This window comes from Streptomyces sp. NBC_01439, assembly GCF_036227605.1.
Taxonomy (GTDB): Bacteria; Actinomycetota; Actinomycetes; order Streptomycetales; family Streptomycetaceae; genus Streptomyces.
Genome location: NZ_CP109487.1, coordinates 9,513,149 through 9,529,664, shown reverse-complemented (window position 1 = coordinate 9,529,664; position 16,516 = coordinate 9,513,149). Strand labels below are relative to the sequence as shown.

Annotated in this window: 17 protein-coding genes; 14 read left to right on the top strand and 3 right to left on the bottom strand. The window is 71.9% G+C overall.

What is annotated here, in order from left to right; genetic code table 11:
* Positions 1-263: 263 nt before the first annotated feature.
* The 3 genes from OG207_RS43640 to OG207_RS43630 all read right to left on the bottom strand — a co-directional run bounded on the left by OG207_RS43640 (position 264) and on the right by OG207_RS43630 (position 4,359).
* The gene (locus tag OG207_RS43640) at positions 264-2,174 is read right to left on the bottom strand and encodes a helix-turn-helix domain-containing protein (RefSeq protein ID WP_329107304.1); all 1,911 of its coding nucleotides are present in this window, start codon (positions 2,172-2,174) and stop codon (positions 264-266) included.
* Positions 2,175-2,328: 154 nt separating this feature from the next.
* Complete coding sequence (locus OG207_RS43635) at positions 2,329-3,717, bottom strand: MFS transporter (protein WP_329107302.1); 1,389 nt, start codon at positions 3,715-3,717, stop codon at positions 2,329-2,331.
* Between the two features lie 363 nt (positions 3,718-4,080).
* Positions 4,081-4,359, bottom strand: coding sequence for a tyrosine-type recombinase/integrase (locus OG207_RS43630; protein WP_329108296.1), 279 nt, complete (start codon positions 4,357-4,359; stop codon positions 4,081-4,083).
* Between the two features lie 92 nt (positions 4,360-4,451).
* On the opposite strand from OG207_RS43630, the gene OG207_RS43625 reads away from it, so the two are divergent.
* The 14 genes from OG207_RS43625 to OG207_RS43560 all read left to right on the top strand — a co-directional run bounded on the left by OG207_RS43625 (position 4,452) and on the right by OG207_RS43560 (position 16,369).
* Positions 4,452-5,093, top strand: coding sequence for a glycosyltransferase (locus OG207_RS43625; RefSeq protein ID WP_329107300.1), 642 nt, complete (start codon positions 4,452-4,454; stop codon positions 5,091-5,093).
* A gap of 581 nt (positions 5,094-5,674) precedes the next feature.
* Entirely contained in the window at positions 5,675-6,169 is a 495-nt protein-coding gene (locus OG207_RS43620; protein WP_329107299.1) for a TspO/MBR family protein, read from the top strand.
* Positions 6,170-6,254: 85 nt separating this feature from the next.
* Positions 6,255-6,587, top strand: coding sequence for a MerR family transcriptional regulator (locus tag OG207_RS44230; protein ID WP_402697587.1), 333 nt, complete (start codon positions 6,255-6,257; stop codon positions 6,585-6,587).
* A complete protein-coding gene (locus tag OG207_RS43610) occupies positions 6,527-7,153 on the top strand; it encodes a hypothetical protein (protein WP_329107297.1) in 627 nt (208 codons plus the stop codon). The genes OG207_RS44230 and OG207_RS43610 overlap by 61 nt, the downstream gene beginning before the upstream one ends.
* Positions 7,154-7,576: 423 nt before the next feature.
* A complete protein-coding gene (locus OG207_RS43605) occupies positions 7,577-8,068 on the top strand; it encodes a CBS domain-containing protein (RefSeq protein WP_329107295.1) in 492 nt (163 codons plus the stop codon).
* A gap of 615 nt (positions 8,069-8,683) precedes the next feature.
* On the top strand, positions 8,684-9,148 hold the full coding sequence (locus OG207_RS43600) for a hypothetical protein (RefSeq protein ID WP_329107292.1): 465 nt from the start codon (positions 8,684-8,686) through the stop codon (positions 9,146-9,148).
* Entirely contained in the window at positions 9,121-10,044 is a 924-nt protein-coding gene (locus OG207_RS43595; protein ID WP_329107290.1) for a hypothetical protein, read from the top strand. Before OG207_RS43600 ends, OG207_RS43595 begins: the two co-directional genes overlap by 28 nt.
* Complete coding sequence (locus OG207_RS43590) at positions 10,031-11,431, top strand: V-type ATPase 116kDa subunit family protein (protein ID WP_329107288.1); 1,401 nt, start codon at positions 10,031-10,033, stop codon at positions 11,429-11,431. Before OG207_RS43595 ends, OG207_RS43590 begins: the two co-directional genes overlap by 14 nt.
* The gene (locus OG207_RS43585; RefSeq protein WP_329107286.1) at positions 11,428-11,847 is read left to right on the top strand and encodes an ATP synthase subunit C; all 420 of its coding nucleotides are present in this window, start codon (positions 11,428-11,430) and stop codon (positions 11,845-11,847) included. Before OG207_RS43590 ends, OG207_RS43585 begins: the two co-directional genes overlap by 4 nt.
* Before the next feature lie 2 nt (positions 11,848-11,849).
* Positions 11,850-12,068 (top strand): V-type ATP synthase subunit F, encoded by a 219-nt coding sequence (locus OG207_RS43580; protein WP_329107284.1) that lies wholly within the window; start codon positions 11,850-11,852, stop codon positions 12,066-12,068.
* Positions 12,065-12,583, top strand: coding sequence for a hypothetical protein (locus OG207_RS43575; RefSeq protein WP_329107282.1), 519 nt, complete (start codon positions 12,065-12,067; stop codon positions 12,581-12,583). Before OG207_RS43580 ends, OG207_RS43575 begins: the two co-directional genes overlap by 4 nt.
* Complete coding sequence (locus OG207_RS43570) at positions 12,571-14,310, top strand: V-type ATP synthase subunit A (RefSeq protein WP_329107280.1); 1,740 nt, start codon at positions 12,571-12,573, stop codon at positions 14,308-14,310. Before OG207_RS43575 ends, OG207_RS43570 begins: the two co-directional genes overlap by 13 nt.
* Positions 14,307-15,698, top strand: a complete 1,392-nt coding sequence (locus OG207_RS43565; RefSeq protein WP_329107279.1) for a V-type ATP synthase subunit B — start codon at positions 14,307-14,309, stop codon at positions 15,696-15,698. The genes OG207_RS43570 and OG207_RS43565 overlap by 4 nt, the downstream gene beginning before the upstream one ends.
* On the top strand, positions 15,695-16,369 hold the full coding sequence (locus tag OG207_RS43560) for a V-type ATP synthase subunit D (RefSeq protein ID WP_329107277.1): 675 nt from the start codon (positions 15,695-15,697) through the stop codon (positions 16,367-16,369). The genes OG207_RS43565 and OG207_RS43560 overlap by 4 nt, the downstream gene beginning before the upstream one ends.
* Positions 16,370-16,516: the final 147 nt, after the last annotated feature.

Sequence of the window (16,516 nt, the reverse complement as noted above, 5' to 3'; positions counted from 1 at the left end):
TCGGCATGGCTCCCCTGAGAGGAGCAGGACGACGGCAAGGGCGAGAACGGACGCGGCGGCGCGCTCGGCTGCCTGCCGGACGGGGTTCGGGACTCATGGAGAGCCTCCAGTGCTGTGCGGGGGATGGGGGGAGGGGGAAGACGAACGGGGACTACCGTGACCGTAGTGCGCGGCGGTGGCGGACATGGATGCGGCAGACCTCCGCGATCCATCCCGTGCTCGTGGGTGTTCGCGACCTGGCATCGGCTACCGGCCGGCACCGATCAGCCCTCGCCGGCGGGTGACACCTCGTGGACGCGCAGGGCGAGCTGGATCTCCAGGGAACGAGCTGGGTCCTGCCAGTCCCGGCCGAGCAGCCGGCCGATCCGGTCGAGGCGCTGGACCACTGTGTTGACGTGGAGGTGGAGTGCTTCGGAGGCCCTCGCCTGGCTCATGCCCGCGGCAAAGTAGACGCGCAGGGTGTGCAGCAGTTCGGTGCCGCGGCGGGCGTCGTAGGCCAGGACCGGGCCGAGGATGTGGTCCACGTATCCGGTCAGGTCGGTCCGGTCGCCGAGCAGGACCCCGACGAAGCCGAGGTCCGTCAGGGCTGCCCCTTGCCCCTGGTGGCCCAGCGCGCGCAGCGCGACGAGGCACCGCGCGGCCTCGTCGTGGGCGGCGGAGAGCTCCTGCGGCCCGGCGGCCGGGCCTGCAGCTCCGACCGTGATCGGGGTGGCCAGGGACTGGCTGAGCTGTTGGGCCAGGCTCTTGGCGAACGTGCTCGGCCCGTCACCGGGACACATGAGGACCACGTGATCCTGGTGGAGTCCGGCCAGTCCGCTGTGCGCGGCTGCGGTTCGGGCCGTAGCCGCGAGCAGTTGCTGCCGGGACGCCTGGTCCCCCTGGAGGACGAGCACGCTGTGGGGGCGGCCGAGGTCGACTCCAAGCCGGCGGGCCCTGGCCGTCAAGGTCGGGCCGCTGACGCCCGGAGTGAGGAGGTCGCCCAGGAGTTCGCCCCGTACCCGGTCCTCGGTCTCCGCCACTGAGCGGCGCAGCATCAGCAGGAGCGCGGTGACCACGGCCGCGCGTTCGAACAGTCTGCGGTCGGCCTCCTCCAGATCGGCCCGGCCGGTGAGGGAGATGCTGCCGAGGAGTTCAGGGCCCGCCAGGACCGCGCACACCCACACGCCGTCGTGCGGGACTGCCCGGCCGTCCGCCCGGGACGCAACGACCGCGTCCGTGTCGGTGTGCTGGGGGTCGGCTCCGGCGCGGGCGAGTTCGGAGCCCTCGGCGTCGTGGATGACCGTTCCGCCGCGCAGCACCGTCCCGATCGCGGCGGCCACCTCGGCCAGGTCCCCGCCGCGCAGTACCAGGTCGGTGAGCCGGTCGTGGGCCTCTTCGGCCCGGCGCATCGCCTGGTGGTGGGCCTCGATGGTCCGGGAGGCCGTGTTGAGTTCGTCGAGCGCGTTGCGAGTCTCCTCCAGCATGCGAGCGCTGTCGATGGCGATGGCCGCGTGGTCGGCCAGTGAGGAGAGCAGCGCCACTTCGTCGGGGGTGAAGGTACGTGGCGTGCGGTCCGCGGCGTACAGCACGCCGATGACTTCCGCGCCCAGGCGTAGCGGTACGCCGAGGATGGCCCGTAGCCCCTCGTCGAGCACAGCGCTGTCGATGGCGGTCGTGTGCACGAACTGCTGGTCGTCCTGGTAGTCGTTGGTGGTGTAGGGGCGGGCGCATTCGGCAACCAGCCCGCCCAGGCCCTCGCCCAGACCCAGACGGACCCGTTGGAAGGCGGCCGAGACCGAGCCGTCGGTCACCCGTATGTAGGTGTCGCCGGCCTGCTCGTCGTTGAGCGAGAGGTAAGTGACGTCGGTGCCGAGCAGGAGTTTGGCGCGGTGCACGATGGCGCGCAGGACCGCGTCGAGGTCGCGCAGCGCGGCCAGGTCGCCGGCGGTGTCGAACAGGGCGGCCAGTTCGGCCTCCCGTCGCCGGTGTTGACCGAGGGTCCGGCGGACACGGAGGGCCACGTTCACGGCGTCCTCGATCGCGGCGTGCTCCCCGGCCGGCAGGTTCGCGGCGCGGGCGCCGGCGGCCAGTGCGCGGATGTCCTCGGCCGGAGCACCGCGGTCCAGCAGGTCGAGAAGGCCTCGCAAGGAGGTCCAGGCGGGCCCGGTTCCCTGCGGTTCGGTGGAATGAGGCATCGGGCGATCGTCTCCGTGGTGCTGAATGGGGTGACGCGGCGGGCGGGCCGGTGATCGCGTGCCCGGGTGGAGCTGCCCGCCGTACCGCGCCATCGGCAGGACGGTGGTGGGGCGGCGGCGGTGGGGCGGGCAGCGGGTCGGAAGTCGTGGGGTGTCAGCCGATGGTCTGGATCGGGTCCCCGCTGACGCGCTCCTGAGCGGGGAGCGTACCGGCCGGGTTGTCCTCTTGGGCCAGGCTACGGCCGCTCGTCTCCTTGGCGATCACCACGGTGACCGCGGTGATCAGGACCGCCGCGCCCAGGTAGAGCGACACCGGCATAGCGGAGCCGTAGTCATGGAGCAGCGCCACCGCGATGATCGGGGCGAGGGCACCTCCGATGATCGAGGCGAGCTGGGAGCCCATGGCGGCGCCGGAGTAACGGACCTTGGTGTCGAACATCTCGGAGATGAAGGCGGCCTGCGGCCCGTACATCGCGCCGTGCAGGAGCAGACCGATGGTGACCGCGAGAGTGATCACGCCGGCGGACTTGGTGTCCAGCAGGGCGAAGAAGGCGAACGCCCAACCGGCCATGCCGAGCGCTCCGATCAGGGTGACCGATCGACGGCCGATCCGGTCGGAAAGGGCCCCCCAGGCCGGGATGGTGACGAAGTGGACCGCGGAGCCGATCAGCACGGCGTTCAGGGCGATGCTCTTGGAGAGTCCGAGGTGAGTGGTGACGTACACGAGGAGGAAGGCGGTGAGAATGTAGTAGGCGATGTTCTCACCGAGCCGGGTGCCGATGGCGGTGAGCACTCCGCGCCAGTTCGTGCGGAAGACCTCGGCAACCGGCGCCTTCTCCTTGACGCCCACGGCGGCCTGGGCTTCGGCCTTGGCCCGGGCTTCGAGGAAGACCGGGGATTCGGAGACCGACACGCGGATCCACAGGCCGATGACGACGAGCAGCCCGGAGAGCAGGAAGGGGATGCGCCAGCCCCAGGCGAGGAATGCCTCGTCCGACTGGAAGGCGGCCAACAGGGCGAGGACTCCCGTGGCGAGCAGGTTGCCGCCCGGTGCGCCGGCCTGCGGCCAGGAGGCCCAGAAGCCGCGGTTCTTGTCGTCGCCGTGCTCGGAGACGATCAGGACCGCGCCGCCCCATTCTCCGCCAAGCGCGAAGCCCTGGATCAGACGGAGGAGCGTGAGGAGGATCGGAGCGCCGACGCCGATGGAGGCGTGGGTGGGCAGCAGGCCCATCGCGAAGGTGGCGCCGCCCATCAACAACAGACTGAGGACCAGCAGCTTCTTACGGCCGATCTTGTCGCCGTAGTGCCCGAAGACGACTCCGCCCAGGGGACGCGCGCCAAAGCCGATCGCGTAGGTGAGGAACGCGAGGAGGGTACCCACCATGGGGTCGGTGGTGGGGAAGAAGAGCTGGTTGAAAACGAGGGCCGCGGCGGATCCGTAGAGGAAGAAGTCGTACCACTCGATGGTGGTGCCGATCAGGCTCGCTGCGACGACTCGGCGGATTCCGGTTGACGATGGTGCGGTTGTTGCGGGGGAGGTCATGTGCACCACTTCCGGGGTCTGCGGGGACGTTTGGTGTGGCCATACCGTAGAAGCCCGCAGGTCGGCAGCGTATGTGGCGGGACATCACATTCAGGCGCCACCTTGTGTCCCCAACCACCACATCGCCGCCTTGGACACCTCGAAGGATTCCGGAACCCCCGGTCGACGCCTGCCACAAACGCGTGGATCAGCCCGTTTTGCACCCTCCGTGGTGGCTCCCGTGCTGGTTCGGTGCTGACCCGAAAGCCCTTGTCAGCACCCCTGGCAACCTCTCCCGTGCTGGTTCGGTGCTGACTACGCAGCGTTGAACTCGGTCATTCATGGGCGGATCGGATCGGCGCATCGCGATGGCGCCACCGGGCGTCAGGCCGCTTGGACCACGGCCTCGAACTCGAGCGGCAGGCTCAGCTCGGTCTCGCGTGTGAAGACCGAATCCATCAGGGCCCTCAGCCGTCCCGGGGCGTCCGGCATCACGTGCGCGTACGTCTCGTGGGTGATGCGTGGATCCCGGTGCCCGAGCCACTCGGCCATGTCCGTCACCGGTACGCCCTTGGACAGTCCCGCCGAGGCGAAGAAGTGGCGCAGCCAGTGCGGGGTGATCTTCCTTGTGATGCCTGCGCTCTGCTTGGCTTTCCGCCACAGACGGTCGACGAGCGAGACAGTTCATCGCCCGCCACGCGCCACACCGACCCGTACCGAGCCGGGCGTTCACTCTGTGCTCTCCACACGCCGTCGTGCTGAACTATCCCCGGTTGAACTGGCTGCCCCCACGCCCCGAAGGCCCGGACTACGTATTCACCGGACACCTCACCCCCACCGGCACACTCGACCCGGGCCCCTTCTGGAACTCCGAAGTGAGCCGCCTGCGCCAGGCCGGCCGGCGTCTGGTGCTGGTCGCACTGGGGACGTTCCTCTCGGCCCGGCGGGACGTGCTGGAGTCGGTGACACGCGGCATTCTCGCCGAGCGCCCCGACACTTCGGTGATCGTCGCAGCCGGGGACCAGGCCGAGGCACTGGCGGGTCTGGCAGGCCCCCGGGTCGCGTTGGCCGCGACCGTACCGCAGCAGGCACTGCTCCGGCAGGTGGACGCCATGGTCCACCACGGAGGCAACAACTCCTTCACCGAATGCCTGGCGGCCGGTGTGCCCGCCCTCGTGCTGCCCTTCTCCAGCGATCAGTTCTCCGTCGCCCACGACGCCGAAAGGTCCGGAGCGGGCCTGTGCCTCGACCCGCACCGGCTGGACCCCGAGAGAGCAGGCCAGGCGGTCTCCGCACTTCTGGACGCCCCCGGGCGCGGCGTCGAAGAACTGCGGCGGCACGTACGCCTGCACGGCCCCCGACGAGCCGCTCAGCAACTGACCGCCCTGATGGCCTGACCCGAGGTCGAGAAGATGGCGGGTGAGCCGGCGGGGCAGCCGTGGCACAGGACGGCTTCCGTTGCCAACCACGCGAAGCTCTGATCTCGCGGGGAGGGATTCAAGGTGCACGAACGGTGCGAGGTGCGGTCGGATGGTCGGGGGGTCGGCGCCGGACGGTTGAGGAGAAGGTACGACCTCGTCTGGCGGCGGAGCTACGAGAACCCCTCCCCCGGATTCGCCGCCATCGCCGGGTTCCTTGCCTTCTACCCGTCCCGAGTGGATCACTGCCGAGTCGGGGACGAGGAGGTGGTCGCGCAGCCGGGAGACTTCTACGGGGGCTGGATCACTTCCGAGATCAACGGGCCTTTCAAAGGCCCGCCGGGTACACGGGGGTGGTGATGCCCGACCGCACCGCTGTCGGACGGTCCCGGCTGGCGCATCCGGCAGCGGCGCGGCAGGAGAAGAGGAGGCAGGCAGCAACGAAGCTGTGTCCGCGCGGAAGAGCTGCCGGCCCGCGGCGGACGCAGGTCTCGCTGCACGTCGGAAGTCATCGAGTACACCGGGAGACAGCCGTGGCACACTCCGCGACACCAGCACCGATGCCTGCCCCGGCCCGCCCGCACGGATCGAGGCAGTGGTGGGCCCTCGCGGGCTTCCTCGCCGTGAGTTACGGCGTCGCGGCACTGGGAGCACTTGCCTCCGCCGATGCGGGTGAGGTCTATGCGGCGCTGGTCCGGCCCGGCTGGGCCCCGCCGGCCTGGCTGTTCGGGCCCGTCTGGACCGTGCTGTACGGGATGATGGCGGTTGCGGCCTGGCTGGTCGGGCGCCAACCGGATCGTCTGCGCGTGCGCCGGGCCCACATGTGGTGGTCGGTGCAGCTCACCCTCAATCTGGCCTGGACCCCGCTGTTCTTCGCGGCCCGGCAGTTCGGGCTCGCCCTTCTGGACATCGTCCTGCTGCTGGCCGCGCTCGCCACCACGGTTGTCCTGTTCCGGCGGCTGAGCCGGACCGCTGCGCTCCTGCTCGTCCCCTACCTGTTGTGGGTGGCCTTCGCAACCGTCCTCAACGCGTCCATCTGGCAGCTGAACCCGTGAAAGTCGAAGAGCAGCCCCTGACACCGCCTGTGGTCGGCATGAGTACGGGAGCCGTGGCGCAGCGTCTCGGAGTGGCAGCGGGACGCTGCGTTCGTGGGAGCGGCGTTATGCGATCGGGCCCGCTGTCCGCGTCGCGGGCAAGCATCGGCGCTGGCTCCCGGAGAACATCGCCCGTCTGGAGGAGATGTGCCATCTGACCGGGCAGGGGGTACCCCCCGCGGAGGCCGCGCGAGCTGCCCGGGTGAAGGCCGCAGGAGCGTTCCGGTTCGAGGACGATGCACCCGCGACCGGGGAGGCGGGCTCCTGGAGGACCCGCGACGCTGCCACTGGGGCCGGTCCGTTATCCCTTACCGCAAGGTGTACGCCCACCCCAGCGGCCACGCCGCCTACTACCCCGGCACCGCAGCACTGTTCATGAAGGTCCTCTTCGACCCCGCCGAAGGCAGGCTGCTCGGCGCGCAGGTGCTGGGCCGGGACGGAGTCGACAAACGCATCGACGTCCTCGCGGTCGCGCAGCGCGCCGGGATGAGCGTCTACGACCTCGAACACCTCGAACTCTCCTACAGATCGGCGAAGGACCCGGTCAACATGGTCGGCTTCCTCGTCGCGAACCTGCTGCGCGGCGACATCCACCTCTGGTACCCGGAGGAGTTCCCCGAGTGCGCCGAACGGGCCCTGATCCTCGACACCCGTACCCAGGCCGAGTTTTTCGTCCTCATCCCGTACACCGAGCTGCGCGAGCGGCTGTCCGAGATCCCCCGCGACCGCCGTGTCTACATGTACTGTCGCTCCGGCTTCCGCAGCTACACCGCCTACTGCGTGCTGCGCCAGGGCGGCTGGGAGACGGCGTTCCTGTCCGGCGGGACGATGACCTACCACGGCTTCCACAAGACACCGCCGGCGACCGGCGCGGCCGGCATGCCCGTCGTCACCCATGCCGAAGACGTACTGGCCCAGCTCCCCGGCTCCCTGACAGCCGTCTGACGGGGTCGGTGGCCGCGCCACGACGGGCAATGGCGTTGACGTGCCCCTGGCCGCCGCGGGGCGTGGGCGGGCGGCGCGGTCCCAAGCGGGACCGGGCACCGAGCGACGTGCACGACCTCGACGCTTTCCCGGCCGGCTCGCCCAAGGCCCCGGAAGCGTCGGCCGGTGATGGTCGGACAGTTCCGCCGCTCCACACGTTCCCAGAAGATCGCCCTCATCGATCCCCCTCGGTCGGACCGCCCGAGAACCGAGCAGCATCACCGGTGCGACTCCGACGCTTGACGAGCAACGTCGATCGGCAGCCTTGGAAGTGAGGAGTACAGGGCCATTCGGTCCCACCGTGGAGGCCCGCTCGGCCCTCGCCGGGGTCCTGTAACCCGACCTAGGATGAACGATACGGAGCCAGTGGGAAGGAGCCGGACAATGAGCGTGTCCGCATCCATGTCCGCGCCCGCAGTGTCCGTCAACGCCACGACGACCATCGGCGAGGCGGCCCGCCGCATGGACGTCTATGGCGTCGGCTGTCTGGTTGTGACGGAGGGTGAAGGACTTCACGGCATCGTCACCGATCGTGACATCGCGGTGCGCGCGGTGGCCGCGGGGCTCGATCTCGACGAACCGGTAAGGAAGATCATGACCACCCCGGTTGTGACCGTCGCCCTTGCCAGCGACATCCACACCGCCTACGAGACGTTCCGCAACAGCAGCGTCCGGCGCCTTCCCGTCCTCGACGGACAACGTGTCGTGGGCATGCTGACAGTGGACGATCTGCTGATGGACGTCTTCCGGAGGGTGGCGGATCTGCTCGGCCCGGTCGCCTGGAGCGTCCTTGAGGAGCCTCCTGGCCCCCGGGACGAAATCGGCCCGCACGCACCGGTCGACGGAAACGGCCCGACCCGTTCTCGTGGGTCCTGATCGTGCGGTGCACGGCTGTCAGCCGCTGTGGACCGAGGCGGTGGAAACGCGCGGCGGACCACCGAAGCCGAGTATCACCATGGCGCACGCGGCCCACGCCTTGGTCATTCAGGTATGAGGGCGTCGGTGGCGAGTACGGCCTCCTGGAGGAGGTCGAGGGCCTGGGGTGCCTGCCCCCCGGCCGTTCACAGCAATGTCGTCCACGTACTGTCCGTAGCGCATTTGGTCGAACCAGCGTTCGCACCCGTCCGCCGAGTCGCCGGAGAGGATCCCGTCGGCGCCTCCGCGCTGGGGGTGGCCGCAGCCGCCGCAGCGATGCTCACCCCCAGCACCGAGGCGTTTGACCCTGCCCGCGATGCGGCGATTCGACGGCGAGATCGCAACACACCGGGAGATGCCAACGCAGCCACCTGCGCCTGAGGCCGAAGGCGAGTCGGCGAATGGGAAGCCCGACCCCGTGCCCGGCCCGTCCTCGCCATGCCGAACGAGGCCCCGCATTCACCGCGCACACCTCCCCGGCAATTCGTAGGGGGCGGGCGGGCGGCTCGTCCCGAAGAGACAGGTCGCCCGTGGGTGGCGAGACTGGAGAGAACACCCGACGGCAGGAGGGCTCTCGTGGTGAGGTTCTGGGACTTCCTGGCACGATTCCGCCCCTGGGGCACCCCGGGCCCGGCCGATACGGGCGTCCCCGCCGACCGTGAGGCGGAACTCTCAGCCGAGCTGGATCCGCTGCTGGCCGGGCTTGCGGAAGTTCAGGCGGAGGCGGCGGAGATCCGCGCCGAGGCGGTCCGGGAGGCCGAGGGCATCCGTCACCGGGCCGCGGTCCGGGCGGCGGAGATCGTGGCTGCGGCCGAGGCCGGGGCACGGCAGGCGCGGGAGCTGGCCGAGGCGCCCGCTCGACGGGCAGCGCGGGCGGAAGCGGCGCAGATCATGGCCTCCGGGGTACACGCCGCCGAAGCGTTGCGCCGCAGGGCGGATGCCCGGCTGCCCGTTCTGGCCGACCGCGTGGTCGACGACGCCTTCAGTGAACTGTCCGATGTGGGGAGGGCCCGGTGGGCGCCGGGTGGGTCGCGGGAGTGATCCGGGCGAGGGCTCTGGTCTCCCTGTGCGCCGGTGCCTACGCCGGCCGGGAGCCGGCGGCGTGCGCCACACTGGGCGAGGCGCTGCGATCCCTGGCCACGACGCCGTACGGCAGACGCCTGCATGCCGAGTCGGAGCTCGCCGATGTTCAGCGGGCGGTGTCCGCGACCCTGCTGTGGCAGCTGAGAGTGCTGGCCGGCTGGCTGCCGCGCTCGGGAGCGGATCTGCTCCGGCCGCTGGCAGCCGGGTTCGAGATCGCGAACGTCGAGGCCCGCCTGCGCTCGTTCTCCGGGGCGCCGGAGCCGGCGCCCTACCGGCTCGGCACGCTGGGCACGGCATGGCGTCGTCTCCAACACGCCGGGACCCCGGCGGAACTCCGCTCGGCCCTCGCCTCCTCGCCCTGGGGCGACCCTGGCGCGGACACCCCCCGGGCAGTGCTCACCACCCTGCGGATGGCGGCCGCCGACCAGGTCTGCAGGACCGTGGGGCCCGCGCGGCGCTGGGCCGTCGGCCGGGCGGCCCTGCTGACGGCGCGCGAGCACTACGTGTGCGGGCGCCCGCTCCCCGGACCGGCGCGGACGCACGCGGTACGGCTGCTGGGCTCCCGGGCCGTGGACGCGACTGACTTCGGTGACTTCCGGCGTCGTCTGCCGGCGACCGCACGCTGGGCCGTGGACGGCATCGCCGACCCGCACGAGCTGTGGCAGGCGGAGGCACGCTGGTGGCAGGTGCTGGCGGACGACGGTGCCGGCCTGCTGCGCATCCCGCGTCACGGCCCCGCCCCCGTGGTGGGGGCTGTGGCCGTACTGTCCGCGGATGCCTGGCGCGTACGGGCCGGGCTGGAGCTGGCAGCACGCGGCGGAGGGTCGCTGGAGGTGCTCGATGCCATCGTCTGAGGCCCTCACACCGGTGCGTATGCGACGGGTGGCGGTCGTCGCGCCGTACGCGGCTCTGCGGGAGACCCTGGTACGGGTCGCCGACGCGGGCTGCGTCGAGCTGGAACGCCTCGAAGAAATGGGGCCCGGCCCGGCGGGCAGACGGCTTCAGCGGATACGGACACCGGGGAGGGAGCCCGTGCTGGCGGCCGCGGCGCCCGACCTCGATGCGCTGGAACGCGAAGGCCGGGTGGAGTTGCTGGCGGGCGAGGCACAGCTGGAGGAGCGGCTGTACAGCGCGGTGCGACGCGGGGAGGTCGCCGCGCTGGCCGGATGGTGTCCGGCGGCGGAGGTGTCGCGGCTCGGACAGCGGCTGGCTCCCATCGGCGGCGCGCTGGTACCCCTGGGTGCGCCGAGGGGCGTCGATCCACCCACCCTCCTGCGTGGCGCGCAGCGGCCGGCCGGCGGGTTCACTCCGCTCGTGACGACGTTCGGCACGGTGCCGTACAAGGACTTCGACCCTTCCTGGCCGGCCGGAATCGTCTACGTCGCGATGTTCGGCCTGATGTTCGGCGATGTCGGGCACGGTGGACTGCTGCTGCTCGCCGCGCTGACGCTGCGGCTCGGCCGCCCGCGGAAACTCGCGCGATGGCGGCGGCTGTGGCCCTTCCTCGCCGGGGCGGGGGCAGCCGGAATGCTGGCGGGCTTCGCCTACGGCGAATTCTTCGGCCCCACCGGGCTGCTGCCCGTCCTGTGGCTGAACCCGCTGGACGAGCCGGAGCGGCTGCTGGCTGTCTCGATCGGCATCGGCGCGGTGCTGCTGACGCTCGCCCTGGCCGCGGGTACCGTCAACCGCTGGCGTGAGGACGGACCGGGCCGCGCCCTGTACGCGGCCTCGGGCTCCGCGGGGCTCGCGCTGTTGCTCGGCCTCGGCCTGGGCTGCTGGGGGCTGTATCTGCACCACTGCCCGGTTGTCGTCGCCGGGGCCGTGCTCGCGGCTGCCGGGCTGGCGCTGGCGGGCGTGGGGCTGTTCCAGGGCACGGCCGGCGGGGCGGCCGGGGCGGCCGAGACCGGCGTCCGGCTCTTCGACGTCGTGGTGCGGACCGGGACGAACACCCTGTCGTTCGCCCGGCTCGCCGCGTTCGGTCTCACCCATGCCGCGCTGGCGGACCTGGTGTGGCGGGGCACCGCGGGGCTCGCGGACCGCGGTCCGGGGTACCTGCTCGCCGCGGTCGTGGTGTTCGTGGCAGGAACCGCCGCTGCCGTCGCGCTGGAGGCCCTGGTCGCCGCGGTACAGGCACTGCGGCTGGAGTTCTACGAGATCTTCTCACGGGTTTTCGAGACCGAGGGGCGACCGTTCCGTCCCTGGCACGTTCGCACGGCCGCCGACGCGGAGGTGACCTCGTGATCGCATGGCTGATCGTCCTTCCCCTGCTGGCATTCGCTCTCTGGGCCGTTCGTCTGCTGGCCCGGCGGCGGCCGAAATCAGCCGTGCGATGGCTGCTCGCCTCGAACCTGCTGCTCCTGGCAGGCGCCGTCGCGCTGCTGGTCACCGGGCTCAACGGCGCCGCGCAGGGTGCTCCCGTACAGCAGAGCGGCGAGCCGGCCGGGCCGAACTCGGCCGCGCTGTACTCGGCCGCCATCGCGGTGGCCGGTGCGTCGATCGGGTCGGCCCTCGCCGTCGCCTACACCGGGGCGGCCGCGCTCGCCGCGCTGGGTGAGCGGCCCGAACTCTTCGGCCGGGCCATCGTTATCGTCGGGCTGGCCGAGGGCATCGCGGTGTACGGCCTGGTGGTCGCGATCCTGCTGATCGGACAGGCCTGACCATGGGTACGGTGGCCGCCATCGGCGAACAGGTCAAAGTGGCCGGCCTTGCCCTCGCCGGGGTGGACGTACATCCGGCTGAACGGCCGGAGGACATCCGCAGGGCCTGGAGGGAGCTCTCCGGGGACGTCGCGCTGGTCATCGTCACTCCCGCCGCGGCGGCAGCGCTGGGGCCCGGGATCGACAGCACCGAGCCGCTGGTGGCGGTGATGCCTTCATGACCGCCACGGGCACGGAGTGGGCCGACACGCTGGAACCGGCACGGGCCGAGCTCCTGCGTGTGGCACACGAGGCGGCCGACTCCCTGCTCGCCGAGGCTGCCGAGGACGCCCGTCGTACCCTCGCGTCCGGCAGCGACAAGGCCGCGGCGACCCTGGAGCGGGCCCGCCGCCAGGGCCGGGCGGACGGTGCCGCCTTCGCGGCAGGCGAAGTCGTACGGGCCCGCCGGCGCGCGTACGCACTCGAACTCCAGGCCCGGAAAGAGGTGTACGAGGACCTCCGCCGGCGTGTCATCGACGGCGTCCTGCACGCCCCCACCGACCACGCGGCACTGCGGGCCCGCCTGGAGGCGCGGGCACGAGACCTGCTCGGACCCGGAGCGTCGGTCACGGCCGTCGCGGACGGCGGAGTGCTGGCCGAGGCCCCGGGCCGCCGGGTCGATCTCACCCTGACCTCCCTGGCCGAGCGTGCGCTGGAGCGCGCGGGCCCGGAGGCGGAGACCCTGTGGGCGCCGTGAAGGCGCCGCACGACGCCGTGGAAGCGCCGCGGATCCTGCGCGTCGCCGGACCGCTCGTCGAACTGACCTACACCGGCGGCACGGCCATGCACGACGTCGTGCTGCTCGGGGAGGCCGCCGTCCCCGCGGAGGTCGTGTCCATCAGAGGGGACGTGGTCACCGCCCAGGCCTACGAGTACACGGGTGGTCTGGCCCCGGGCGGCCCGGCACGTCCGCAGGGCGGGCCGCTCTCGGTGCGGCTGGGGCCCGGGCTTCTCGGCGGGGTCTTCGACGGTCTGCTCAGGCCGTTGGCGCACGCCGGCGACCGGCTGACGGCGGGGCACACGGGCATGCCGGAGGAGCGCACCTGGTCGTTCACGCCGTCCGTGCCCGAGGGCGGGCAGGCCGCTGAGGGCGAAGTACTCGGCGAGATCGGCCTGCCGGTCCCGTTGGGCGTGCTGGTACCACCCGGCTGCTCCGGTCCGGTGACGCGGATCGCCCCGGCGGGCTCGTACGACGAGGGCACGGTCGTGGCGGTCGTCGCGGGCAAGGAGATCCGGATGTCCGCCCGGTGGCCGGTGCGCAAGCCTCGGCCGGTGCGCGAGCGGCTCGGCGCGGTGGAACCGCTGACCACCGGGCAGCGGGCGATCGACCTGCTGTTCCCCATGGCGCTGGGCAGCACCGTCGCCGTGCCCGGCAGCTTCGGCACGGGCAAGACCGTGCTCCTTCAGCAGATCGCCAAATGGTGCGACGCCGATGTGATCGTCTACGTCGGCTGCGGGGAGCGCGGCAACGAGATGGCCGATGTGATCGCGGAGCTGTCCGAGCTGGAGGATCCGCGCACCGGCGGGCGGCTGCACGACCGTACGGTGGTCATCGCCAACACCTCCAACATGCCGATGATGGCCCGCGAGGCGAGCATCCACACCGCCGCCACGGTCGCCGAGTACTTCCGGGACATGGGCCTCGACGTGGTGCTGATCGCCGACTCGACGTCCCGGTGGGCGGAGGCCCTGCGGGAATTCGCCTCCCGGATGGGCGAATTGCCGGCCGAGGAGGGCTACCCCGCCCGTCTCGCCTCCGAGTTGGCCGCCTTCTACGAGCGGGCCGCCGCTGTACGCACCCTCGGCGGCCGCACGGGATCGGTCACGGTGATCGGCGCCGTGTCCCCGCCCGGCGGTGATGTCACCGAACCGGTCACCGCACATACGGAGCGCTTCGTCCGGTGTCTGTGGTCCCTCGACCGCGACCTCGCCTACGCCCGCCACTATCCGGCGCTCTCGTGGTCCGCTTCCTTCTCCCGGGATGTCGCCGCACTCGCCGCTGCCCGCGAGAGGGCCGGCGACCGGGACTGGCCGCAGCGGCGTACCCGGGTGGCCGCCCTCCTGACCGAGGCGGACCGGCTGGCCGACCTGGTCGAGCTGGTCGGCGTCGCCGCGCTGCCCCCGCAGGAGCGCGTCAGCGTGCTCGCCGGCCGCCTGCTGCGCGAGGGCGTCCTGCAGCAGAATGCGCTGTCGCCGCTGGACTCCTACTGCTCGCCCGCGAAGACGGCCGCCCTGGCCGAAGCCGTCCTGACGGTGGTCGCACGCTGCGGCGAACTGGCCGACTCGGGTGCACGGGCGGACGCCGTCGAAGCCGTCGATTTCACGCCGCTGCTGCGCGCCCGTGAGGAAGCCGGCCCCGAGGACACGACGGCGGTGGAAGCCGCCCGGGACACGGTTCTGGCACGGCTCGGGGAGGCGCTGTGACGGCCGGGTACGAGGTGGAGTACACGGACGTCCGCGAGGTGCGCGGCCCGCTCCTCGTCGTCGGCGGCGTGAGCGGCGTCGGGTGGGACGAGTTCGTCCGGATCACCCTCGGCTCCGGCGAGCGGCGGCACGGGCTGGTGCTGGAAGTGGACCACGACCTCGCCGTGGTGCAGGTCCTGGAGGACACGGCCGGCATGGATCCGTCCGGCACCCGCATCGCCTTCGCGGGAACGCCGCTGCGCATTCCGGTCGGTACCGGCTGGCTGGGCAGGATCTGCAACGGCCGTGGTGAGCCGGCCGACGGTGGTCCCCCGGTCCTGGGCGCCACCTACGCGGCGGTCGGCGGGACGCCGATCAACCCGGTGCGCAGGGAACCACCTTCCGAGCCGGTGCTGACCGGGGTGGGCGCCATCGACGTGCTCACCACCCTGGTACGGGGCCAGAAGCTGCCGGTCTTCTCGGCCGCGGGGCTGCCGCACCTCGAACTGGCCGTCCAGATCGCGGCACAGTCCAGTTGCGCGGGCGAGGCGTTCAGCGTGGTGTTCGCCGGGATGGGACTCACCCACCCCGACGCCTCTTTCGTCCGTGAGGGTCTGGCGGAGCGCTCCGCCTCCGGGGAACTGGTCCTGCTGCTCAACACCGCCGACGAACCGGTGATCGAACGGCTGCTCACTCCGCGGCTGGCGCTCACGATCGCGGAACACCTCGCCTTCGACGAAGCCCGGCACGTCCTGGTGGTGATGACCGACATGACGGCCTACGCGGAGGCGCTGCGCGAGGTGTCCGCCGCCCGCGGCGAGATCCCGGCGCGGCGGGCGTATCCCGGCTACCTCTACAGCGATCTCGCTTCGCTGTACGAACGCTGCGGAAGGATCCGGGGCCGGCCGGGGTCGGTCACCGTGCTGCCGCTGCTCACCATGCCGGCCGGGGACATCACCCATCCCGTGCCGGATCTCACCGGGTACATCACGGAGGGCCAGATCGTACTGTCCGGCGAGGCCCACGCCCTCGGTGTCTATCCGCCCCTGGACGCGCTCGGCTCGCTGTCGCGGCTCATGCGGAAGGGGGCCGGACCGGGCCGGACCCGGGAGGACCATCTGGACGTGGCCGCGCAACTCGTCGCCGCCCTCGCGCGGGCCCGGCAGGTGCGGGAGCTGGCCGATCTGATCGGGCGGCCCGCGCTGAGCCCGGCGGACCTGCGGTACCTGGACCTCGAACATGCCTGGCTGACGAGGTTCCTCGCCCAGCGGCCCGACGAGCACAGGCCGCTCGACCAAGCCCTCGACCGCGCCTGGGAGGTGCTGCACGCCTTGCCGCGTAGCCGGCTCACCATGATCCCCGCGGCTCTGTACGACGCCCATCACGACGACGGGGGGCCGCACCCATGACCGGGCAGCACCGGGTACCGCCAGGGCGAGCGGGCCGTCTCAGGTTGCGGCGCAGCCTGGACACCGCGCTGCGCGGAGCCGACCTGCTGGAGCGCAAACTGCACATCCTCCTGGTCCATGAACAGGAGCTGCGGCGGGCGGAGGAGGAGGCAGACCGTGGGTGGCGGCAGCACCTGGGAGAAGCGGAGACGTGGCTGCTGCGCGGACTGCTGCTCGGCGGGGAACAGGCGCTGGCATCAGCAGTGGTGGCGGACCGGGCGGAGGCCACAGTGGAGTGGACCGCGACGATGGGGGTACGCCACCCGTCCGGTGTCTCCTGGACACCCGCCGCGCGCGCCGCGGCCGAGCCCACCCCGGGCAACACCGCCCTCGTCGTGGCCGAGGGCGCCTACCGCGAGGCGGTGCGGGCCGCCGCGGAGTTCGCGGCGGCCCGCACCGCCGCCCGCCTGCTCGCCGAGGAGACCCACCGGACGCGGCTGCGGGTGCGCGTGCTGCGCCGGCATTGGATCCCCCGGATGCATCGGGAGCTGGCCGCGGCAGATCTGGCCCTGGAACAAGCGGAGCACGAGGACGCGGTGCGACGGCACTGGGCGGCCGGCCTGCGCGCGCGGCGTGAAGCGGTGTCCGCGAGGTCGGCCGGCGGGACGAAGTCCGGAGAGGAGGCACCGTGATCCACAGCGCCGGAACCCTTGCGAGCGTGCTCGGCCTGCTGGAAGACGAAGTCGGTCGCCGCCTCGTACGACAGCTACCGGTGCCGGGGTGATGGTGATGTCGCCCTCGTCACCGCGAGCACCACGGGCCCGCATCGGCGAGGTACC